The following is a 22473-nucleotide window of genomic DNA, read 5'->3' on the forward strand; positions in this document are numbered from 1 at the left end:
AGCGCCGCACTACCGCTGGTCAATCTCCGCGTAGAACTCGAGGACCGCCTTTTTGAACACCTTGTCTCCGACGGCCAGCATATGGTCGCGCCCGGGGATGTCGATAGCACGCGCATTCGGCATGAGTGCGGCAAGCGCCTGCGCGGAGCCGGCGATGTCGTCCTTGGTGCCGACCGCGACGAGGGCCGGCTGGTCGATGCGTGCCATGTCGGCCGGCGAAAGCAGATCGCGCGAGGTCATGATGCAGGCGGCAAGGGCCCGGCGGTCCGATTTCGTCTGTTCGGCAAAAGCGCGGAACATGCTCCCGCGCTCATGGCTGACGTCCTCGAGCGAGGGGGCCAGCAGGGCATCGGCGATCGGGTCCCAATCCCCTACCCCGTCCACCATGCCGCTGCCGAGGCCGCCGAACACCACCGAGCGGACGCGGTGCGGATGGGCAAGCGCCATGAAGGCGGTAATGCGCGCACCCATGGAATACCCCATCACGTGCGCCTCGGATATGCCGAGGTGACTGAGCAGGGCCGCCGCATCCGCGGCCATTTGCGGCGGATGGTAGAGCGCCGGATCGTGCGGCTTGTCGCTCGCGCCGTGACCGCGATTGTCGATGCCGATCACGCGATAGCCGGCCTCGCCAATCGTCTTCAACCAGCCGGGATTGACCCAGTTGACGGTGGCGCTCGACGCGAATCCGTGGATCAGTAGCACCGGCGCGCCGGATGGGTCGCCCTCGTCGAAATAGGCGAGTTCCAGGCCGTCGTGACGAAACCGGGAAAAAGAGGGAGGATTGAGGTTCATCGCGCGCCTCTGCCATTTGATCAAAGCGGCCCGCTCATAGACCGCTTTTGCCGCCGTGGAAACGTTTAGCGGCACTATTTGTCGAACTTTGCCGCGCTTTTGCCGCTACACTTTTTCGGGCAAGCCCTATATGGTCCGGCGCAAAATCGACCTTCGACTTCGGAGTACCCCTATGGCCGGCCACAGCATTCCCCACTTCCAGAACGACGGCGGACATTCCGTGATCGAGATCGGCGTCAAGGAATTCATGTGCGTCGGCGCCTCCGTTCCCTTCGACCACCCGCACATCTTCATCGACATGGGCGACGACAACGAGAAGGTCTGCGGCTACTGCTCGACGCTGTACCGCTACAATCCGACGCTCAAGCCGCATCAGACGAATCCGGTCGGCTGCACCTTCGCCAATCAGGTGGCCTGATCGATGTGCTCTGCGGCGTCGCGGCGATGACCGTGCGAACGGTCGCAATCGTCGGCGCCGGTATCGCCGGCTTGGCGGCGGCGCTGTGCCTCGCCCGCAAGGGCATCAAGGTCCACCTGTTCGAGCAGGCCGACCGCCTCGAAGAGGTCGGCGCCGGCCTGCAACTGTCGCCGAACGCCACCACCGTCCTCGCCACGCTCGGCCTCCTCTCCGCCCTTGAAGCCCAATGGCTCGAGCCTGATCGCGTCGTGCTCGCGTCAGGCCGGACGTTGAAACCCCTGACGGCCGTCCCGGTCGGTGTCGATGCGCGACGACGCTGGCACTTTCCATACGGCGTACTGCATCGGGCCACCCTGCAGAACGTCCTTCTCGATGCCGTGCGGGCCGACCCGCTTATAAGTCTCGATCTCGGGAAACGGATCGATCGGTATGATGGCGCAGCATTGGCCGCTGCCATAGCAGCGCAGCTGGACCTGACGATCGCCGCCGATGGCGTCTGGTCGACGATGCGCACCGCCGTGCCGGGAGCAGCCCCGGCCCGCTTCAGCGGCTACATCGCGTGGCGCTTTTCGGTGCCGTTCGCAAGCGCCCCTCATTTTCTTGACGCCCGTTGCGTCACCGCCTGGGTCGGTCCCTCGGCCCATCTCGTTGCCTACCCGCTACTCGAGGCCAAGGCGTTCAATCTGGTCGCCATCCACCAGGGACCGGCGGGCCGGCACGACTGGTCGACGCCCCCCGCAGCGGCGGGCGCTGCTCTGCGGGTCGAAGCCTTCTCGGGCTGGAATGAAGCGATCGTGGCGCTCCTGCGCAATGCCGACGCGCCGCTGGCCTGGCCGCTCTACGAATGCGGGGATGGACGCTGGTTCGACGGCAACGGCCTGATCCTGATCGGCGATGCCGCCCACGCGACCACGCCCTTTGCCGCGCAGGGAGCCGCCATGGCGATCGAGGATGCCGCCGAACTCGCCGCCGCGGTGGCAGGCGCTGCCGATGCGAACATCGCGCTGGCCGCCTTCGAGACCGCCCGGCGCAAGCGGTTGCGCCGGGTCCGGGCCCGCGCCGACTTCAACCGCTTCGCCTACCACGCCCGTGGGCCGATCGCGCTGGCGCGCGACGCGGTGCTGGCGCTGCGCAGCCAGGCAAGCCTGGCCGCCGATTTCGACTGGCTCTACGGCTATCGCCCGGCCATCTGAAGCCGCGATGCCGCGGCTTCTGCTTCTCGCTATCTCTGGGCAGGCGCAAGCGTCCGAGCCGGACCGTCAGACAGCGGCCGCCGCGGCCAGTCCGCGTTCGATGTCGGCCCGGATATCGGCAATGTCCTCGAGCCCAATCTGCAGGCGCAGCACCGGACCTTCCTTCGGGGCCGTGCAGACCGTGCGGTCGTTGAGGTTGACGTGCACCGCCAGGCTCTCGTAGCCGCCCCAGGAGTAGCCGAGGCCGAAGATGCGCAGAGCGTCCAGGAAGGCGTGCGCTTTTGCGCGGAAACGGTCCGGGCTGCCGGCATCGAGCACGATGGAAAAGATGCCGCTGGAGCCCTTGAAGTCGCGCTTCCAGAGCGCATGGCCGGGAAAGCTCGGCAGCGCCGGGTGCAGCACGCGCGTGACGCCGTCCATCCCCTCCAGCCATTCGGCGAGCCGCAACGCCGTTTCCTGATGGCGCTCCAGCCGCACGCCCATCGTCCGCAGGCCGCGCAGGATCTGGTACGAATCATCCGGCGAGCCGCAGATCCCGAGCGCGAAATTGCCCTCCCAGAGCTGCGGCCAGTGGGCGGCATTGGCCGAGGCGGTGCCGAACAGGACGTCGGAGTGGCCGGCCGGGTATTTCGTCGCCGCGTGGATGGAGATGTCGACGCCGTGGTCGAGCGGCTTGAAGTAGAGCGGCGTCGCCCACGTGTTGTCCATCGTGACGATCGCCCCGCCCTTGTGGGCCGCATCGGCGATCGCGCGAATATCCTGCATCTCGAAGGTGTTGGAGCCGGGCGCCTCGGTGTGGACGAGCTTCGTGTTCGGCTTCATCAGCCGGGCGATGTCGGCGCCTGCGGCCGGATCGTAATACTCGACCGTAACGCCCAGCCGGCGGAGCATCGTGTCGCAGAAGTGGCGGGTGGGGCTGTAGACCGAATCGACCACCAGCGCGTGGTCGCCGGCCGACAGGAAGGCCAGGAACGGCACGGTGACGGCCGCCAGCCCCGACGGCAGCAGGATCGTTCCGGCCGATCCCTCCAGTTCATTGATGGCGTCGCAGAGCGCATCCGTGGTCGGCGTCCCGCGGGTGCCGTAGCTGTATTTCTGGGCCCGCTTCTCCATCGTCTCGGCGTTGGGAAACAGCACGGTCGAGGCATGAACCACCGGCGGATTGACGAAGCCGTAAAACTCCGCGGGATCGTTTCCAATATGGGCAAGGCGGGTATTGTCGCCCGCATCGGCGAGCACTGCTGCTTTGTCGTTCATCGCTTACTTTCCGGGGGTTTTATGCATCGAATGAATCCGGATTAGTCGGCCCGCCGGTTTCCGCGGTCAAGACAAAATTCCTGAAGAACCCATCACGCAACGCTGACGTGTGGCAATCGGCGCGCTGCCCGGCGGGAAGTTCTCCAATGAGAAAACGTTTGTTGGCGCATGATTCTTCAAGGCTTTTCCGAACTGTACCGAACAATTGAACGGGGTTGTCGGAAAATCGGCGGTCTCTCTTGACCATGCGGCTTTTTGAGCATGAGATAGCTTAACTCGCCCCGGGAGGGTGGCGGGTGCCGCGGCGCTTCCGCAAGACGCCGACGCCGGGCAAACAACAGAATGACAATGAACAAAGGTTGTTGAACATGGCAAAAACAATCGTGGCAGCCCTCGTCGGCGCTGCCGTCATGGGGATTGGCGCCTCGGCCGCTCAGGCCGACACGCTTTCAGACGTAAAGGCAAAAGGTTTCGTACAGTGCGGCGTGAACGGTTCGAATCTGGCCGGCTTCGGCGCGCAGGATTCGGCCGGGAACTGGGCCGGACTCGACATCGATCTTTGCAAGGCCGTTGCGGCCGCGATCTTCGGTGATGCGACCAAGGTGAAATACACCCCGCTCTCCGCCAAGGATCGCTTCCCCGCGCTGCAGTCCGGCGAAATCGACATGCTGGCGCGCAACACGACCTGGAGCACCAGCCGCGATTCGCAGCTCGGCTTCGACTTCCGCGCCGTCACCTACTATGACGGCCAGGGCTTCATGGTGAAGAAGGAACTCGGCGTCAAGTCGGCGCTGGAGCTGAATGGTGCTTCCGTCTGCGTACAGTCCGGCACCACCACCGAACTGAACCTCGCCGACTACTTCCGCTCCCACAACATGGAGTTCAAGCCGGTCGTATTCGAAGCGCAGGACGAAGCGGACGCCGCCTACAACGCCGGCCGCTGCGACGCCTACACGACCGACGCCTCGGGCCTCTACTCTATCCGTCTTAAGATGACCAACCCGGACGACCACATGGTTCTGCCGGAGATCATCTCCAAGGAGCCGCTCGGTGCGGCGGTCCGCCAGAACGATTCGAAGTGGCTCGACGTCGTCAGCTGGTCGCATTACGCGCTCGTCGCCGCCGAGGAATTCGGCATCACGCAGGCCAACGTCGAGGAAATGAAGAAGTCCGACAACCCGGACATCAAGCGCTTCCTCGGTGAAGAGGCCGATTCGACCATCGGCGCCGACCTTGGCCTGCCCTCCGACTGGGCCGTGCAGATCATCAAGGCAGTCGGCAACTACGGCGAATCCTTCGAGCGCAACGTCGGCCAGGGGTCACCCCTCAAGATCGACCGCGGCCTGAACGCGCTGTGGAACAAGGGCGGCCTGCAGTACGCGCCGCCGATCCGTTGAGACGGAATGCCGATTGACTGACGGGAGGGCGGCCAGCCGCCCTCCTCACCTGAACGCCCGGAAAAAAGGGCGAACACAATGATAGGGGTACTAAATGGCTGTTGCGGACGCCCGAACCGGGTCCGGCGATCCTCCGAAGGTATCGCTCCTCTACAATCCTGCGCTGAGAAGCTATGTCTACCAGGCGGCAACACTGATCCTGATCGTCTGGGTGATCTGGTACGCTTGGAGCAACGCGGCGCAGAACCTCGCCCGCGCCAACATGACCACCGGCTTCGGCTTCCTCAACAGCCGCGCCGGATTCGACATCGCCCAGAGCCTGATCGCCTATAGCGCCGATTCGACCTATTTCCGGGCGCTGCAGGTCAGCCTCGTGAACACACTCGTCGTTGCCGCCTGCGGCATCGTCACCGCAACGATCGTGGGGCTTCTCATCGGCATCGGCCGCCTGTCGCCCAACTGGCTCGTATCGCGGCTTTGCACGGTCTATGTCGAGATCTTCCGCAACATCCCGCCGCTCCTCGTCATCTTCTTCTGGTACCTGGGCGTGCTTGCCCTGCTGCCGTCGATCCGCAGCATCTTCCAGCACGTGAAGGACAACCCGAACGCGGTGTTTTTCATTTCCAACCGCGGCATCTACATGCCCGCCCCGATCTTCGGCGAAGGCTTCGGCTACGTGATCGCCGCTTTCGGCGTCGGTGTCGTGGCCGCGATCGCCTACACGGCCTGGGCCAATGCGCGGCAGCGCGCCACGGGCCAGCGCCCGCCGGTGCTGAACGTCAATCTTGCACTCGTCCTGCTGCTGCCGCTCGTCGTCTTCGCCCTGCTCGGCCGGCCGCTGTCCTTCGACTACCCGATCCCCGGCTCCTTCAACATGCGCGGCGGGATGGTCGTCGCACCGGAATTCCTCGCCCTCTATCTGGCGCTCTCGCTCTACACCGCCGCCTTCATCGCGGAGATCGTGCGCGCCGGCATCCGGGGCGTGCCGCAGGGCCAGAGCGAGGCATCCTATGCGTTGGGGCTGCGAGCCGGACTGGCGACCAGGCTGGTCGTGCTGCCGCAGGCGCTGCGGATCATCATTCCGCCGCTCACCTCACAATATCTCAACCTCATCAAGAACTCTTCGCTTGCCGTTGCGGTCGGCTATGCCGACCTTGTCGCGGTCGGCGGCACCATCCTCAACCAGTCCGGACACTCCGTCGAAATCATTGCGATCTGGATGATGGTATACGTCACGATCAGCCTCGTCACCTCGCTGTTCATGAACTGGTTCAACGCCAAGATGGCACTGGTGGAGCGCTGAGATGACCGAGATTTCCTTCGTCCGCGACCGGTTTCTGACCGCCGAGAAGCCGCCGGTTTCCGAATCCACCGCACTCGGGTGGATCCACAGGAACCTGTTCGCCTCCTGGACCGACGGGGCGCTGACCTTGATCGCGATCGCCGCGATCGTGTACTTCCTGCCGCCAGCAATCGACTGGCTGTTCCTCTCCGCCGTCTGGTCCGGACCGGACCGCAGCGTCTGCCTCACCGTCGACCAGGGCGGCTTGTTGCCAAGCGGCTGGAGCGGCGCCTGCTGGGCCTATGTCAATGACCGCTTCATCCAGTTCATGTTCGGCTCCTATCCGCGCGACCAGCTCTGGCGGCCGCTTCTCGTTGTCGCGATGTTCGTGGCGCTCCTCATCCCGATGCTGTTGCCGAAGGTGCCGCGCAAGGGGCTGAACGCCATCCTGCTGCTCATCGCCTTTCCGATCGTCGCCTACGTACTGCTGCTGGGCGGCTATTTCGGCCTGTCGCACGTCGAGACGCCGCTCTGGGGCGGCCTGATGGTCACGCTGATCCTGTCCTTCGTGGGTATTGCCATATCGCTGCCGGCCGGCATTCTCCTCGCACTCGGGCGCCGCTCGAAGATGCCGATCGTCAGGACGTTCGCGATCACCTTCATCGAACTCATTCGCGGTGTTCCGTTGATCACCGTGCTGTTCATGGCGAGCGTGCTGCTGCCGCTCTTCCTTCAGCCCGGCAACAATATCGACAAGTTCCTGCGTGCGCTCATCGGCGTCTCGATCTTCGCCTCGGCCTACATGGCCGAGGTGATCCGTGGCGGGCTGCAGGCGATTCCGAAGGGCCAGTACGAGGCCGCCGATGCGCTCGGTCTCAACTATTTCCAGAAGATGACCTTCGTCGTGCTGCCGCAGGCGATCAAGCTCGTCATCCCGGGCATCGTCAACACATTCATCGGCATGTTCAAGGATACCTCGCTTGTGACGATCATTTCGATGTACGACCTGCTCGGAATCGTCAAGGCGAGCTTCGGAGACAGCGGCTGGATCACGCCGGTGACCCCGTTGACGGGTCTAATCTTCGCAGGCTTCGTGTTCTGGCTTTTCTGCTTCGGCATGTCGCGCTATTCAGCATTCGTGGAACGCCGGCTCGACACGAGCCACACGAGATAATTCAGGGGGAATACATCGATGGCAAATCTAGCCAAGAAATTGACGGTTTCGGCCACGGACGTGGCCGTGGACATCGTCAACATGAACAAGTGGTACGGCGACTTCCACGTGCTGCGCGACATCAACCTGAGGGTGATGAAGGGCGAGCGAATCGTCATCGCCGGGCCGTCCGGTTCGGGCAAATCCACGATGATCCGCTGCATCAACCGGCTGGAAGAGCACCAGAAGGGGCAGATCATCGTCGACGGCATCGAGCTCACCAACGATCTGAAGAAGATCGATGAGGTGCGCCGCGAGGTCGGCATGGTGTTCCAGCACTTCAACCTCTTCCCGCATCTGACCATCCTGGAGAACTGCACGCTTGCGCCGATCTGGGTGCGCAAGATGCCGAAGAAGGAAGCCGAGAAGGTCGCGATGCACTATCTCGAGCGCGTCAAGATCCCCGAGCAGGCCCACAAATACCCGGGCCAGCTGTCCGGCGGTCAGCAGCAGCGCGTCGCCATCGCGCGCTCGCTGTGCATGAAGCCGAAGATCATGCTGTTCGATGAGCCGACCTCGGCGCTCGATCCGGAAATGGTCAAGGAAGTGCTCGACACCATGGTGTCGCTCGCCGAGGAAGGCATGACCATGCTCTGCGTCACCCATGAGATGGGTTTCGCCCGACAGGTCGCCAATCGCGTGATCTTCATGGACCAAGGCCAGATCGTCGAACAGAACGACCCGCACAACTTCTTCGACAATCCGCAGCACGAGCGCACCAAGCTGTTCCTCAGCCAGATCCTGCACTGAACTTGAACGGCAAGCCGAATGCAGCGGGCGGGTCCCTGACCCGCCCGCTTTTTGTTGCCTCCGCGTTCGCCCGCGCGTCCGCGTCGCATTGTCCTCTCCATGGAACCGGCCACAGATTACGTTGACTTTCTGGCCTTGCGCGATACGCTTCGTTTCTCGGCGTTCGAAGATGGAGGGCTGTTCTAATGAACATGGAACTCTCTCGGCGCGGCTTTCTGAAGCTGGCCGGAACGGGAGTTGCAGCGACATCACTCGGTGCAATGGGGTTTGGCGAGGCTGAGGCGGCCGAAATCGCGCATGTCCGGCCCTTCAAGCTGACCACCACCACCGAGACGCGCAACACCTGCCCCTATTGTTCCGTCGCCTGCGGCATCATCATGTATTCGAAGGGCGACCTTCGGAAAGGGGAGACCGCCGACATCGTCCACATCGAGGGCGACGCGGATCATCCCACCAACCGCGGGACGCTCTGCCCCAAGGGCGCGGCGCTCAAGGACTTCGTGAAGTCCCCCACCCGCCTCCAGTACCCGATGCACCGCAAGCCGGGCTCCGACAAGTTCGAGCGAATCTCCTGGGAGGATGCCTTCGATCGCATCGCCCGGCTGATGAAGGACGACCGCGACGCCAATTTCGTGGCGACGAATGCTGCGGGCGTTCCGGTCAACCGCTGGACGACGGTCGGCCTGCTTGCCGCGTCCGCGACGACGAACGAGACGGCCTGGGCGACGTTCAAGTTTGCCAAGGCCCTGGGAATGGTCGGTTTCGACAATCAGGCGCGCGTCTGACACGGCCCCACGGTGTCCAGTTTGGGCCCGACTTTTGGCCGTGGAGCGATGACGAACTCCTGGACCGACATCAAGAACACCGACCTCGTCGTCGTGATGGGCGGCAATGCGGCCGAAGCCCATCCCTGCGGATTCAAATGGGTAACCGAGGCGAAGGCGAACCGCGGCGCCAGGCTGATCGTCGTCGATCCGCGCTATACGCGCACGGCTTCGGTTTCGGACCTCTACGCCCCCATCCGCCAGGGAACCGACATCGCGTTCCTGAACGGCGTGATGAGGTACTGCATCGACAACGACAAGGTACAGTGGGAGTACGTGAAGGCGTTCACGAACGCCTCCTACCTCGTCAAGGACGGCTTCGGCTACAAGGACGGCCTGTTCACCGGCTACGATGCGGAAAAGCGCGACTATGACCGGTCGACCTGGGACTATGTGATCGGCGACGACGGCTTTGTCGTAACCGACCCGACACTGCAGAACCCGCGCTGCGTGTGGAACCTGCTGAAGGAGCACCTCGCCCCCTACACGCCCGACATGGTGGAACGGATCTGCGGCACCCCAAAGGACAAGTTCCTGAAGGTCGCCGGGATGATCTCGGAATGCTCGTCGCCGACCAAGACGATGACGTCGATGTATGCGCTCGGCTGGACCCAGCACTCCAAGGGTTCGCAGAACATCCGCGGCATGGCCATGCTGCAGCTCATCCTCGGCAACATCGGGGTGCGCGGCGGCGGCATGAATGCGCTTCGCGGCCATTCCAACATCCAGGGCCTGACCGACCTCGGCCTGATGTCGCACCTGCTGACCGGCTACCTGACGATGCCGACGGAAAAGGAGGTCGACTTCGCGACCTACATGTCGACGCGCCAGTTCAAGCCGCTGCGTCCCGGCCAGACGAGCTACTGGCAGAACTACAAGAAATTCATGGTCTCCTTCCAGAAGGCCATGTGGGGCGACGCCGCCCGCGCCGACAACGACTGGGCCTTCAACTACCTCTCCAAGCTGGACGTGCCGTCCTACGACGTGCTGCGGGTGTTCGAACTGATGTATGACGGCAAGGTCAACGGCTACATCTGCCAGGGCTTCAATCCGCTGCTGGCCTTCCCCAACCGGGCGAAGAACACCAAGGCGCTGTCGAACCTCAAGTGGCTCGTCACCCTGGATCCGCTCGACACCGAGACGTCACGGTTCTGGGAAAACCACGGCGACTTCAACCCGGTCGACACCGCATCAATCCAGACCGAGGTGTTCCAGCTGCCGACGACCTGCTTTGCCGAGGACGACGGCTCGCTGACCAATTCCGGCCGGTGGCTGCAATGGCACTGGGCGGGCGGGACGCCGCCCGGCGAAGCGAAGCACGACACCTATACGATCGCCCAGTTGTTCCTGCGATTGCGGGACCTGTATCGCAAGGAAGGCGGCGCCTTCCCCGATCCGATCGTCAACCTGTCATGGGAGTATGCCGATCCGAACAATCCGACTCCTGAGGAACTGGCCAAGGAGATCAACGGTCGCGCGCTGAGCGATCTCACGGACCCTGCCGACCCGACCAAGGTCCTGGTCGCGGCCGGCAAGCAGGTGACAAACTTCTCGCAACTGCGCGACGACGGCTCGACCATGTGCGGCTGCTGGATCTATTCCGGCAACTTCAACGAGCAGGGCAACAACATGGCCCGGCGCGACAATCATGATCCAGACGACACCGGCGCCTATCTCGGCTGGACGTTCGCCTGGCCGCTCAACCGGCGCACGCTCTACAATCGCGCTTCGGCCGATTTGCAAGGCAAGCCCTGGGATCCGTCGCGCAAGCTGCTCGAGTGGGACGGCTCGAAATGGACGGGTTACGACGTCCCGGACATTGCCCCGACGGCCAAGCCGGACGAAGTCGGTCCGTTCATCATGAACCAGGAGGGCACAGCCCGCCTGTTCGCGCGCGGATTGATGCGTGACGGGCCGTTCCCTGCCCACATGGAGCCGTTCGAATCCCCGGTCGCCAACGTCTTCAATCCGAAGATGCGCGGCAATCCGGTGGCGCGGGTGTTCGAGACCGACGTGGCGCAGCTCGGCACGTCGGACGAATTCCCCTATGCGGGGACCTCCTACCGCCTGACCGAGCACTTTCACTTCTGGACGAAGCACAACCGGGTGAACTCGGCGCTTCAGCCGGAATTCTTCGTGGAGATCTCGGAGGAACTGGCGAAGGAGAAGAACATCGACAACGGCGGCTGGGTACGCGTCTGGTCGAAGCGTGGCGAGGTGAAAGCCAAGGCCATGGTGACGAAGCGCATCCGCCCTCTGACCTGCGACGGAAAGACGGTCCATATTGTCGGGGTGCCGCTGCACTGGGGCTTCACCGGCTCGGCCAAGAAGGGTTTCGGCCCCAATTCGCTCGCAGCCTTTGTCGGTGATGCCAATATCGAGACGCCCGAATCGAAGGCGTTCCTCGTCAACATCGAGCCTTCGACTGCACCCAAGGACAGGGGGGCAAGCGCATGATGGACAGTCCTCGTACGGCCGTCAGCAATCCGCCGGTGCAGCCGATGGAGACGAACCTCACGCAGAAGGATCTGATCCGCCGCTCTGCCACCAGTGAATTGCCGCCCCCCGAGCGGCAGCTGACGCCCGTCGCCAAGCTGATCGACGTGTCGAAATGCATTGGCTGCAAGGCCTGCCAGTCGGCTTGCGTCGAGTGGAACGACACCAACCCGGAGATCGGCGAGAATGTCGGCTCCTATGTCAACCCGCATGACCTCACCGAGGACATGTTCACGCTCATGCGCTTCACCGAGTGGGTCAATCCGGAAACGGACAATCTGGAATGGCTGATCCGCAAGGACGGCTGCATGCATTGCGCCGATCCGGGCTGTCTCAAGGCCTGCCCGGCACCCGGCGCGATCGTGCAGTATTCGAACGGCATCGTTGATTTCATTCACGAGAACTGCATCGGCTGCGGCTATTGCATCAAGGGATGCCCGTTCAACATCCCGCGCATCTCCAAGGTGGACCACACTGCCTACAAATGCACCCTCTGCTCCGACCGGGTGGCCGTCGGTCAGGGCCCGGCCTGTGCCAAGGCCTGTCCGACCCAGGCGATCGTGTTCGGCACCAAGGAAGACATGAAGAAGCATGCGGACGACCGCATTACCGATCTCAAGTCGCGCGGCTATGCGAACGCCGGTCTCTACGACCCGCCAGGCGTGGGCGGCACCCACGTCATGTACGTGCTTCATCACAACGACAAGCCGCACATCTATTCCGATCTGCCTGATCACCCGAAGATTTCCGGTGTCGTCCAGACCTGGAAGGGTGTGACGAAGTATACCGGTCTCGCTGCCATGGGGCTTGTCGCCGTCGGCGCGGTGCTCCACGGGATCTTCGGCAGGGCGAACCGCGTGCAGCCTGAAGACGAGGCTAACGCGGAAAGGCTGGTCGATAGCGCAGAGACGCGCGGGAGGACGCCTGATGACCCCGGCTAGCGACATTCAATCGGAGGACACGATCCATCGCGGGCCGCCGGTGACCGTCAACCGCTACGGGCCGGCCAAGCGCGTCAATCACTGGATCACGGCCACCAGCCTGATCCTGCTGGCGCTGTCCGGCCTTGCGATGTTTCACCCCTCGCTGTTTTTCCTCACCGGCTTGTTCGGCGGCGGGCAGAACACCCGGATGCTGCATCCCTGGATCGGCGTGGTGCTGTTCTTCAGCTTCTACGTCTTCTTTTTCCAACTCTGGCGGGCCAACATATTCAACAGGGCGGACATGGAGTGGTTCATGGGCGTTCGCGACGTGATTGGCGGCAACGAGGAACGGCTGCCAGAGATGGGCAAATACAACGCCGGCCAGAAGGTGATCTTCTGGTCGATGGCCATCCTCATCGTAATTCTGATCGCAACCGGCGTCATCATCTGGGATCAGTACTTTCATAGTTACACGTCGATCCAGACAAACCGCATTGCCGTGCTGATCCATGCCATAGCCGCAGCGGTCATCATCTGCGTGTTCATCGTGCACGTCTATGCGGCATTCTGGACGCGCGGCACGCTGCGCGCCATGACGCGCGGCTCGGTCACCGGCGGATGGGCCTGGCGGCACCATCGCAAATGGCTCAGGGAACTGGCTGGACGCGGACGGATCGATCCGGCAGAGTAAGGTGGCAATAGCAGTGGCCGGTCGGCCCGCGAGGTGTGATGTCCGGATCCCGTCTAGAGCCCGATCCGTCGATGGTCGGGGGAGTTCCCAAGGCCCTCTTTGCCTTGATGCCTGACCCGTCACGCCTCTTCAAGGTTCGCGCCGATCGCTTGGAGGTGCTCGCCGACGGCAGCCGGCTGGGACCTTACCTCCGTTTCCTGGCGGCGATTGTGCGCATCCAGGGCGAACTTGCATCCACTCTGCCCGAGCTTCCGCCGATCGACCCAGAGCAACTCGCGCGGGCCCGGGCGAACGCCATGCCGCCGATCGATCGTTCAGCAATGGCGACATCGCCGGATTTTCGGCAGATGCTCGACCAGTTCTTAAATGCAGCCGACGCACTGGAGAAGCCTGATGCCGCGGCCGAGGCGCTGGCGCAGGTCCGCGGCGCCGACGAGGAAACACTTGCCTGGCTGATCGGCAACGTTATCAGCGACGACCTGCCGGGCGACAGCCTTGCCCATCACCTGTACATTGCCGCCGCGGTCCAGGTCCACGCCGCGCGCATCGCGGCCGGGCTTGACGGAGGCCGGCTGGTGCCGATCCGCATCGGCGTCTGTCCCGCCTGCGGCGGCAAGCCGGTCGCTTCCATGGTGGTCGGCTTTCAGCCCGCCGAAGGCGTGCGCTATGCCTGCTGCTCCTGCTGCGCCACGATGTGGAACGAGGTTCGCATCAAATGTCTGGCCTGCGGTTCCACCAAGGGCATCGGCTATCGGGCGGTCGAGACCGGCGACGAAGAGGCTACCGTCAAGGCCGAAGTCTGCGACAGCTGCCACAGCTGGGTGAAGATCCTCTACCAGAACAAGAATCCTTCCATCGAGGCCGTGGCCGATGATGTCGCGAGCCTCGGGCTCGATCTCTTGATGAAGGATACCGAATACAGGCGGGCGGGCTTCGACCCATTCATGATGGGGTATTGATGCGATGTCGGGACCTGCCGCGCTGCGCGCCCTGCCCTCGGTCGACCAGATGCTGAAAGCTGCGTCCGTTTCACCGCTCGTCGAACGCCACGGGAGGGTGGTGGTGACAAACGAACTGCGTGCGGTGCTCGGAGACATCCGCATCGCCGTGCGCGGCGGCGGTACGTTACCGGGTGAGGACGGCATCGTCGCCTCGCTGCTGAGCCGGCTTGATCAGCGCGAGTGCTCGACGCTTCGTCCGGTGTTCAACCTCACAGGCACGGTCCTGCACACCAACCTCGGCCGGGCTCTGCTCGCCGAGGAGGCCGTCGCCGCGTCCGTGGCTGCCATGCGCGACGCGGCAGCCCTTGAATTTGACCTTGCGACCGGCAAGCGGGGCGAACGCGACAGCCATCTGCAAGAACTGCTCTGCGAACTCACCGGCGCCGAGGCTGCCACCATCGTCAACAACAATGCGGCGGCCGTCCTGATCGCTCTCCACACCATCGGCGCCGGACGGCAGGCGATCGTCTCGCGCGGTGAGCTCATCGAGATCGGCGGTGCCTTTCGCATGCCCGACATCATGCAGAGCGCCGGCGTCGAACTCGTCGAGGTCGGCACGACCAACCGCACCCATGCGAAGGATTATATCAACGCGATCGGTGCCGAAACCGCGTTGATCCTCAAGGTACACACATCGAACTACCGGATCGAAGGCTTCACTGCCGCTGTCCCAGGTGCAGAGCTTGCGGCGATTGCACAGGAGGCCGGCGTGGTGCTCCTCAACGATCTCGGCGCCGGCACGCTGATCGATCTGTCGCGCTACGGTCTTGGTAGGGAGCCCACCGTGCGCGACGCCGTCGCGGAAGGCGCCGATCTGGTGACGTTTTCCGGAGACAAGCTGCTCGGCGGGCCGCAGGCGGGCTTCATCGTCGGCCGCAAGGATCTGATCGCGGAAATTAATCGCAACCCGCTGAAGCGGGCGCTGCGCGTCGACAAGATCCGCATCGCGGCGATGGCGGCCACCCTGAAGCTCTACCGCGACCCCGATCGCCTGGCCTCCCGCCTTCCGACACTCAAAATGCTCGCCCGCCAGCAGGCTGAGATACGGGCACAGGCGGAACGGCTGGCCCCCGAAATCGGGGCTCTCCTGACGCCGCAGGGGTACACGGTCGAGGTCTGCTGTTGTTCGAGCCAGATCGGCTCCGGTGCACTTCCGGTCGAAACCATCCAAAGCGCGGGGATCAGGATCGCAGCGCCGAGCGGAAGCGCGCTCGAGGCGCTGTCCGCCTTGTTCCGGTCCCTGCCCCGTCCGATCCTCGGCCGCCTGCAGGACGGCGCCCTCGTGCTGGACCTGCGGTGCCTGTCCGACGAGGCGGCGTTCCTGGAAAGCCTGTCCGAGGTCAGAGGTCATGCGGTGGCTTGATCGGATACTTCGGCGCGAACCCGAGGCTGCGGCCGAGGCCGACGCGATGGCCGATGCCCTTGCAGCGGCCAAGGCCGGCGACTACGCGACCGCGTTGCGGATCTGGACACCCTTGGCGCGAGCCGGTGTCCCACGCGCACAGAACAATATCGGTGCCTGTTTCACCGAAGGGATCGGCGTGCCCCAAAATCTCGAACTGGCGCTCAAATGGCTGCGGCTTGCTGCGGAGGCTGGCGATCCGGTCGGCGAGCGCAACTATGCGGCCTTTCACATGCAGGGGCTGAACGGCAGCGATCCGGATTACCGGACGGCCGCCGAATATTACCGGCGCGCAGCCGAAAAGGGAGACGCCCCGTCCCAGGACATGCTGAGCTGGCTGCTGCTCGAAGGCGAGGTCATGCCAGCCGACCCCGTCGAGGCCCGACGCTGGGCGGAAAGTGCCGCGGCGGCCGGCATCGCCTCCTCGATGACGCGGCTCGGCATGCTCTATCACGATGCGCTCGGCGCGGAGCGAGACCCGAAGAGGGCCGCCGACTGGTGGCGGCAAGGCGCAGAGAGAGGTGACGCCGACGCTCAGGCGATGCTCGGCGCGGCCTGTCACATGGGCGCCGGCACGGCGCGCGACGGCGTGGCGGCATTGGCGTGGTTGATCCGGGCGACCAACGGCGGCAGCACGCTGGCGCAGCCGTTCATCGGCGCTGTCCGGGACAGTCTCTCGCCGGCCGATGCCGAGGAAGCGGAACGCCGGGCCGCGGAGCCGCTGTCTGGGAGGGCGTGATGATCGTCGGCACGGCGGGGCACATCGATCATGGCAAGACGACGCTCGTCAAGGCGCTGACCGGTGTCGACACCGACCGCCTGAAGGAAGAGAAGGCGCGCGGCATCACCATCGAGCTCGGCTTTGCCTATGCCCGGTTCGCAGACGACGCGGTGACCGGCTTCATCGATGTCCCCGGCCACGAGCGCTTTATTCACACCATGCTCGCCGGTGCCGGCGGCATCGACTACGCGCTGCTGGTCGTTGCGGCGGACGACGGCATCAAGCCCCAGACCCGCGAACATCTCGCAATCCTCGACCTGCTCGGCATCGACCGCGGGCTCGTCGCGATCACCAAGGCGGACCTGGCCGCCCCTGCCCGCCTCGACAGCCTGATGGTAGAAATCGGCGGCATGCTGGCGTCCACCCATCTTCGCGATGCCGAGATCCTGCCCGTTTCGTCCGCAACCGGTGAGGGCATCAAGCCGCTCAGGGACCGGCTGGCCGCAGCCGAACGCGCCACGGTTGCCGCGAGTGCCGAAGGCTGCTTCCGGCTCGCCGTCGATCGCAGCTTCACGCTTCCGGGAAAAGGCACCGTGATCACCGGAACCGTGCTTTCCGGCTCGGTCGGCCTTGGCGACCGGGTGATGATCTCGCCCTCCGGACTTGTGGCACGGGTTCGGTCCATCCATGCCCAGAATCAGCAGGCCGAGCGCGGCTTTGCCGGCCAGCGGTGTGCGTTGAACCTGACCGGAGAGAATATCTCTAAGGAGGCGGTGGGCCGCGGCGACCTGGTCGTCGATCCCTCCCTGCATGCCCCGACCGACCGCATCGATGCCGAGCTACGGGTGCTTGATAGCGAGGCGAAGGCAATCGGCGACTGGTTTCCGGCCCGCTTCCATCACGGCAGCGCCGAGGCCGGTGCGCGCATCGTCCCGCTCAAACGGCCGCTGGCGCCAGGCAGTCGCGGAAAGGTTCAGCTCGTACTCGACCGACCGATCGCCGCCGCCTTTGGCGACCGCTTCATCCTGCGCGACGTCTCGGCGCAACGCACCATCGGCGGCGGCCGACTTCTCGACCTGCGGGCGCCTTTGCGCAAACGGCGGTCCGCCGAGCGGCTGGACCTCCTTGATGCCGCGTCCCTGTCGCATCCCGGCTCTGCGCTTGCGGCGTTGCTCGATGTCCCGCCGTTTCTCGTTGATCTCGTGGCCTTTGCCCGGGACAGGGTGCTGTCCGAAGCGGACCTGCAGACGGCGATCGCCTTCGCGCAGGCCGACACGATTGAGGCTCCGCCGGCCCGGCACGCCATTTCCATACGCCGGCATGCCGAATTCTCCGACACCCTGCAGGGGATACTTGGCGCCTTTCACGCCGAGCACCCCGACCTGCAGGGGATCGGTCGCGAACGACTGCGGCTGCAGATGACCCCGCGCCTTCCTCCGCCGACCTTTCTGGCTGCGCTCAGGATCGAACAGGCGGCCGGGCGGCTGGTGCTCCAGGGCGCGTTCGTGCGACTGCCCGGACACGAAGTTCGGCTTAATGAGAGGGAGGAGGACCTTTATGCGAAAATCCGCCCCTACCTGATGGAGGAGCAAAGATTTCGCCCGCCCCGGGTCCGCGACTTCGCCGAAATGCTGGGCCTCGACGAGCGGGAGATCCGACGCGTCCTAAAACTCTGTGCCCGCCTCGGCCGTGTCGATGAAATTCGTCACGACCACTTCTTCATCCGCGGGACGACGGCGGAGATGGTCGAGATCATCAAGGATGTCGCCGCGCACGCGGAGCGGGGCGAGTTTTCCGCCGGCCACTTTCGCGACCGCGTCAACAACGGCAGGAAGGTCGCGATCGAGATCCTCGAGTTCTTCGACCGTCAGGGCGTCACGATCCGGCGCGGCGATGTCCGTCGGGTCAATCCGCACAGGCTTGATCTTTACGGGGAATCCGGAGCCGGGAGCGTCCCAGGGATCGTCTGAACTTCAATTCAGCGCAGGTCTGATGGCACAAACCTCAAGCAACATGGCGGGAACACATGGCAACACTGCCCCAAGGCACCACCCTGGGGCAGCATTCGCTAGCCTTTGTAGTCGCGCGCTTCCTCTGCGATGCGTTCCTTCGCCGCGTCGTGGACGTCGGAGGCAACAGCAGTTGCCCGACCGTATAGATCGGCAGCGGTTTCGCCGACCTTGTGCATCGCATCACTCGCCCGATCGGCGACGGCCTCGCGAAGCGCATCGGCAGGCTCGCCCATGATTTCGTCTTCCTGCTCGGTGTTGGGAAGCGCCGATCCGATCGCTGCCCCGACAGCAAATGCGAGCGCACCGCCCACCAACGGCTGTTCCCGAAACTGCGTCAACAGAGCTTGATTGAGGTTGGCCGTCTGATTGCTGATCGCGTTGCCGGCTGCGGCGGATTTTTCGCCGACACTTCGCCCGGCGTCGCTGATCGCGGATTGGACCCTTGCCGCGGACTCGGTTATCTGCGACCAGGACTGCGAAATCCAGCCGGATGCCTCGTCAAACAGCGTGCCGGCCTCGTCCCTGATGTCCTGGATCTGGTTTCCGGCGGCATCGGCGAATCCGCGGTACGTCCGGCCGGCTTCATCGATAAAGTGGCCCGCCCGCCGACCGGCCTTATCTGTCAGAGCCCGGAAGCGGTTGCCGCGCTCGTCGGAGAAATGACTGTATCGCTCACCGAACTGATCCTGCACGGGCTCGGTCCTCCTCACCGCGCCGGTGACCCTGGCGAGGGGATACTCTTCCCGCTCCGTCCGCCCCCCTGAACCGTTGGAAGCGGAGCCGGATTTGGCCATGAGCCAGGCGAGGCTGATGCCCATCAGCGCCACCGGGAGCGGGTTCGTCTTCAACGCCGTACCGAGATTGCTGACATACTCGGCGCCGCCGCTGTTCTTGGCGTACTCGATCAGCTCGTCGACCACTTGGCCGGGCGACATCCGCTCCTGAATGGCATGCAGCTTCTCTTCGATGCGCTCGCGGTCGGCTTCGATCTCCGATTGAAGTTCGGCGGCGGTGCGATGGTCTTGATCGTGTTTCATAGCCGATCTCCCCTGATCACTTCAGCGTCCTGCCGGAGCGATGTCGCGGTCCGGTCGAGCGAAAGATTGTTGGAGCGCAGCGCCCCGATCCCGCGTGAGATCATGGCCCATGCCAGGATGGCGACGATGACGCCGACGATAACGGCCGAAAGCGCATTGGCGTTCGGCCCGGTCATTCCCTGTGACACCAGGAAAGCAGCCAGCCCGGTCACCGCCGCACTCAGGAGAACGCCGATCGCTCCGATGGCGAAAACGAGACCGATGGCAAGAAGTTCGAGCCCGCCGAGGGCGCGGTCCATCTTTTCCGAGGCCTCGGCCTTAGCCAGGTCGATTTCCTTGCGAAAGAGCCCGGAAATGTCCGTGAGCAGACCGCCAACCAGTTCGGGGAGCGGACGATGGTCGCTGTGATTAGCCATTATACATACCCTCCTGATCCTGTGGGCCTTGTCGCACTGAGGTGGTTCCAGTCGAAGCTGTTCTCCGCGGGCGTCGCCGAGACGAGGCCATGACGAAGCGGCTGGTCACCAGTCCCGCCAGTGCGGCCATTCCCAGGAAGGCCAGCGGCTGCCTGCGTCCGAAATCCTCAGCCATATGGGCGATCTCGCCCAGGTCGCGGTCCTTGATTTCGCCCGCGAAGTTCTGGAGGGAGTCGCCGATTTGTCGGGCATAGCGGCCGACCTCCGGTTGATCGCTCTGTTCGAGTTCTGCGCCGACTTTCGAAATGGCTGCAGCAACTCCGCTGACCTTGCTGGCGGCGAAGCCCTTCTGATCGGCAGCGAGCTTGCCTGCTGCCTCTTTCACCTGCCGCGTCTGATCTTTGGCGAGCTGCCCCAGCGTTTGCACGTCCTCTTGCAGGGATTGGGTCAGTTCGCCTGTGCTGCTCTGCGCCGTTCCCTGCCGAGGTTCAGTATCCCTTGGCTCGCCCGCAGTGGCCCGTGGTTCGGCCACACTCGGGTTCACTGGGCGTTGCCCCTCGGGAACGATCGTGCCGTCGCCTTCGAATGGGTTGCTCATCATCATTCTCCCGACTGATTTGCAGCCATCGACGGCCGCAATCCGTTTATGAAACAAACGGTCAATCGGATTGTTCCAGCAGACTAGGACAACGACCTGGCTCCGCCCTACGGAAAGCGGACCCACGGGAGATGAGCATGGAAAAGATGACGATGACGGTTCTCGTAGCCGATGCTGCGAACTTTCGAGACGCCTCAATAAACCAAGCCAGCGATGCATCGATTTCAAGTTCCAGGCGTTAACGCCTTCGGTTTGGTGGAGGCGTCGTCATGTCTCGTGGACAGTTCATTATCAACACTCCCGCAGCCTTGGCACTCGTAGGCCTCGGACTAGTGGCCGGTGTCTTGTCGCCGCGAGGAGACGCCCCCGCTCGGACCCTCGACAAAGGGACCGATCGGAAAACGCAATCTGCGTCGGATGGCCGCGGAAGACATGCCGAACGCCCAACCGAAATTCCTGTACCGGGGCTGCTCGACGTATTCTGGAGAACCGTGAGTTCGGTCTCCGACGACAACGTCACGTTTGTCGCTGCCGGCGTCACCTTCTATTTGCTTCTCGCGCTGTTTCCGGCCCTTGCGGCCGTAGTGTCGCTCTACGGGTTGCTTGCAGATCCCGCCGATATCTCCGCGCATATCCGCGACATGGCCGGCGTCCTGCCGCCGGCTGCCATTCAGATCTTCTCCGACCAGCTTCAGTCACTGATTCAGAACAGGAACACCACGCTAGGATTTGCATTCCTTGGCGGACTTGCGATCGCCCTGTGGAGCGCTCACAACGGCACGTTGGCGGTCTTCCAGGCCATGAACGTGGCCTACGATGAAAAGGAGAAGCGCGGCTTCATCCGGCTGAACCTGGTCGCGTTAGCCTTCACACTTGGCGCGATGGTGAGCGCGGCGTTGATGATCGGCGCCCTCGCCTTGCTGCCCGTGATCACCTCACATCTTTCGCTGACCCCGCTGAAGGAGAGTTTGACGCTGCTTGCCCGCTGGCCGTTCTTGCTGGCGATGATGTTCCTGGCGCTCACGGCGATTTATCGCTTCGGCCCGAGCCGCGAGCCAGCAAAAGTAAGGTGGATTACCTGGGGAGCGACCCTGGCCACATTCGCCTGGCTCCTGATGACGCTCGGCTTCTCCTGGTACCTCGACAACTTCGCGAACTACAATGCGACCTACGGCGCCCTCGGCGGGCTGATCGGATTCATGGTCTGGATGTGGCTTTCCGTTGCTGTTCTCATCGTCGGAGCGGAAGTGAACGCCGAACTCGAGCACCAGACGGAACGGGACTCGACAACCGGCCCACCGCAGCCGATCGGAGAACGGGGCGCATTTGTCGCCGACGATATTGGAAAGACCGTCGACTAGGTCGCCGGTCCATTGGCGCCCTATCCCAAAATCAAGCGCAAGGATGGCAACGCCGCGACAATCGTGCTTTGCTGGCTGCGCTGCAACAGTGAAATCAGGCGACGGAAGAGAACCATGCCCGGTGGCATGTCCGGACTTCAAATCCGGGTGGGGCAGCGAGGCTGTCTCGGGTGGGTTCGACTCCCATTCTCTTCCGCCAGCCTGACGGCCGAGATGCCGTCAGTTGGCAAGAGCATCGTCAAACCAGGCTTGAGGAAGAGGTCTTTCCAAATCCTCAGCAGCCCGTTTCCGCCGCCTTCGGCGCCATGGCAAGGTCGAGCCCGCGTGCGGTCGGCGGCTGCCAGGTGGTCGACGTAGCCGTCGCCCCTTGCGGATTTGTGCCGATATGCGCGCCACCGGTGCCGCCGGTCCAGCCGGTCGAGCCGCTGTTGCCCGGCGCCGTGCCGTCGGCGCTGGTCCGGTCGGGAGCAGTCCCCGGCTCCGCCTTGGCGCCTGCCTTGGGACCCGGGGTGACACAATCGGTTTTTCCTTTCGCGGTCTGCGCGAATGCCGGACCGGGGGGAACGGTGGTCAGCAGGCAAACGGCACCCAACGCTAATGCGGACTGGAGGGTGGTTATCAGGTTGCGCATGGCGATCTCCCTTCGTGGTTCACCAACGGCGCTCGGCGGCGCTTGTTCCGCCGGA

Annotated in this window: 20 protein-coding genes and 1 tRNA gene; 15 read left to right on the forward strand and 6 right to left on the reverse strand. The window is 63.9% G+C overall.

Annotation, left to right across the window (positions count from 1 at the left end; all coding sequences use genetic code 11):
* Nucleotides 1-9: 9 nt before the first annotated feature.
* Nucleotides 10-795 (reverse strand): alpha/beta fold hydrolase, encoded by a 786-nt coding sequence (locus tag C7449_RS10985; RefSeq protein ID WP_108002853.1) that lies wholly within the window; start codon nucleotides 793-795, stop codon nucleotides 10-12.
* Between the two features lie 172 nt (nucleotides 796-967).
* On the opposite strand from C7449_RS10985, the gene C7449_RS10990 reads away from it, so the two are divergent.
* A complete protein-coding gene (locus C7449_RS10990) occupies nucleotides 968-1213 on the forward strand; it encodes a zinc-finger domain-containing protein (protein WP_108002854.1) in 246 nt (81 codons plus the stop codon).
* A gap of 26 nt (nucleotides 1214-1239) precedes the next feature.
* Nucleotides 1240-2406, forward strand: coding sequence for an FAD-dependent oxidoreductase (locus tag C7449_RS10995; RefSeq protein ID WP_108002855.1), 1167 nt, complete (start codon nucleotides 1240-1242; stop codon nucleotides 2404-2406).
* A gap of 66 nt (nucleotides 2407-2472) precedes the next feature.
* On the opposite strand, the gene C7449_RS11000 is transcribed toward C7449_RS10995, so the two are convergent.
* Entirely contained in the window at nucleotides 2473-3663 is a 1191-nt protein-coding gene (locus C7449_RS11000; protein ID WP_108002856.1) for a cystathionine beta-lyase, read from the reverse strand.
* A 368-nt stretch (nucleotides 3664-4031) separates the two neighbouring features.
* On the opposite strand from C7449_RS11000, the gene C7449_RS11005 reads away from it, so the two are divergent.
* The 11 genes from C7449_RS11005 to selB all read left to right on the forward strand — a co-directional run bounded on the left by C7449_RS11005 (nucleotide 4032) and on the right by selB (nucleotide 18333).
* Nucleotides 4032-5060, forward strand: a complete 1029-nt coding sequence (locus tag C7449_RS11005) for an amino acid ABC transporter substrate-binding protein (RefSeq protein ID WP_108003190.1) — start codon at nucleotides 4032-4034, stop codon at nucleotides 5058-5060.
* Between the two features lie 94 nt (nucleotides 5061-5154).
* A complete protein-coding gene (locus C7449_RS11010; RefSeq protein ID WP_108002857.1) occupies nucleotides 5155-6363 on the forward strand; it encodes an amino acid ABC transporter permease in 1209 nt (402 codons plus the stop codon).
* Between the two features lies 1 nt (nucleotide 6364).
* Complete coding sequence (locus tag C7449_RS11015; protein WP_108002858.1) at nucleotides 6365-7516, forward strand: amino acid ABC transporter permease; 1152 nt, start codon at nucleotides 6365-6367, stop codon at nucleotides 7514-7516.
* Nucleotides 7517-7534: 18 nt separating this feature from the next.
* On the forward strand, nucleotides 7535-8305 hold the full coding sequence (locus C7449_RS11020) for an amino acid ABC transporter ATP-binding protein (RefSeq protein WP_108002859.1): 771 nt from the start codon (nucleotides 7535-7537) through the stop codon (nucleotides 8303-8305).
* A gap of 185 nt (nucleotides 8306-8490) precedes the next feature.
* The gene (gene fdnG / locus C7449_RS11030; RefSeq protein WP_146165068.1) at nucleotides 8491-11586 is read left to right on the forward strand and encodes a formate dehydrogenase-N subunit alpha; all 3096 of its coding nucleotides are present in this window, start codon (nucleotides 8491-8493) and stop codon (nucleotides 11584-11586) included.
* Nucleotides 11583-12566 (forward strand): formate dehydrogenase subunit beta, encoded by a 984-nt coding sequence (fdxH, locus tag C7449_RS11035; RefSeq protein ID WP_108002862.1) that lies wholly within the window; start codon nucleotides 11583-11585, stop codon nucleotides 12564-12566. The genes fdnG and fdxH overlap by 4 nt, the downstream gene beginning before the upstream one ends.
* Nucleotides 12553-13239, forward strand: coding sequence for a formate dehydrogenase subunit gamma (locus tag C7449_RS11040; RefSeq protein ID WP_108002863.1), 687 nt, complete (start codon nucleotides 12553-12555; stop codon nucleotides 13237-13239). The genes fdxH and C7449_RS11040 overlap by 14 nt, the downstream gene beginning before the upstream one ends.
* A 38-nt stretch (nucleotides 13240-13277) precedes the next feature.
* Nucleotides 13278-14198, forward strand: a complete 921-nt coding sequence (gene fdhE, locus C7449_RS11045; RefSeq protein ID WP_108002864.1) for a formate dehydrogenase accessory protein FdhE — start codon at nucleotides 13278-13280, stop codon at nucleotides 14196-14198.
* A 4-nt stretch (nucleotides 14199-14202) separates the two neighbouring features.
* Nucleotides 14203-15603, forward strand: a complete 1401-nt coding sequence (gene selA, locus C7449_RS11050) for an L-seryl-tRNA(Sec) selenium transferase (protein ID WP_108002865.1) — start codon at nucleotides 14203-14205, stop codon at nucleotides 15601-15603.
* Nucleotides 15590-16381 carry a tetratricopeptide repeat protein gene (locus C7449_RS11055; RefSeq protein ID WP_108002866.1) on the forward strand — a complete coding sequence of 264 codons (792 nt, stop codon included), beginning with the start codon at nucleotides 15590-15592 and terminating at the stop codon, nucleotides 16379-16381. The genes selA and C7449_RS11055 overlap by 14 nt, the downstream gene beginning before the upstream one ends.
* Nucleotides 16381-18333 (forward strand): selenocysteine-specific translation elongation factor, encoded by a 1953-nt coding sequence (selB, locus tag C7449_RS11060; RefSeq protein WP_108002867.1) that lies wholly within the window; start codon nucleotides 16381-16383, stop codon nucleotides 18331-18333. Before C7449_RS11055 ends, selB begins: the two co-directional genes overlap by 1 nt.
* A 98-nt stretch (nucleotides 18334-18431) precedes the next feature.
* Here the strand turns inward: selB and C7449_RS11065 are convergent, their stop codons facing one another.
* Genes C7449_RS11065 through C7449_RS11075 form a run of 3 tightly spaced genes read right to left on the reverse strand, consistent with a single transcriptional unit; the run spans nucleotide 18432 to nucleotide 20426 of the window.
* A complete protein-coding gene (locus C7449_RS11065; RefSeq protein WP_108002868.1) occupies nucleotides 18432-19412 on the reverse strand; it encodes a DUF3618 domain-containing protein in 981 nt (326 codons plus the stop codon).
* The gene (locus tag C7449_RS11070) at nucleotides 19409-19828 is read right to left on the reverse strand and encodes a phage holin family protein (RefSeq protein WP_108002869.1); all 420 of its coding nucleotides are present in this window, start codon (nucleotides 19826-19828) and stop codon (nucleotides 19409-19411) included. The genes C7449_RS11065 and C7449_RS11070 overlap by 4 nt, the downstream gene beginning before the upstream one ends.
* A complete protein-coding gene (locus tag C7449_RS11075) occupies nucleotides 19821-20426 on the reverse strand; it encodes a nutrient deprivation-induced protein (RefSeq protein ID WP_108002870.1) in 606 nt (201 codons plus the stop codon). Before C7449_RS11075 ends, C7449_RS11070 begins: the two co-directional genes overlap by 8 nt.
* Before the next feature lie 269 nt (nucleotides 20427-20695).
* Here C7449_RS11075 and C7449_RS11080 point away from each other — a divergent pair, with 269 nt between their 5' ends.
* Both C7449_RS11080 and C7449_RS21765 read left to right on the forward strand, forming a co-directional pair.
* A complete protein-coding gene (locus tag C7449_RS11080) occupies nucleotides 20696-21787 on the forward strand; it encodes a YihY/virulence factor BrkB family protein (protein ID WP_108002871.1) in 1092 nt (363 codons plus the stop codon).
* A gap of 103 nt (nucleotides 21788-21890) precedes the next feature.
* Nucleotides 21891-21986, forward strand: a tRNA-Sec gene (locus C7449_RS21765).
* A gap of 75 nt (nucleotides 21987-22061) precedes the next feature.
* On the opposite strand, the gene C7449_RS11085 is transcribed toward C7449_RS21765, so the two are convergent.
* On the reverse strand, nucleotides 22062-22418 hold the full coding sequence (locus tag C7449_RS11085; RefSeq protein ID WP_108002872.1) for a hypothetical protein: 357 nt from the start codon (nucleotides 22416-22418) through the stop codon (nucleotides 22062-22064).
* Nucleotides 22419-22473: the final 55 nt, after the last annotated feature.

Origin of the sequence: Mycoplana dimorpha (assembly GCF_003046475.1) — a bacterium.
GTDB classification, from domain to species: Bacteria; Pseudomonadota; Alphaproteobacteria; order Rhizobiales; family Rhizobiaceae; genus Mycoplana; species Mycoplana dimorpha.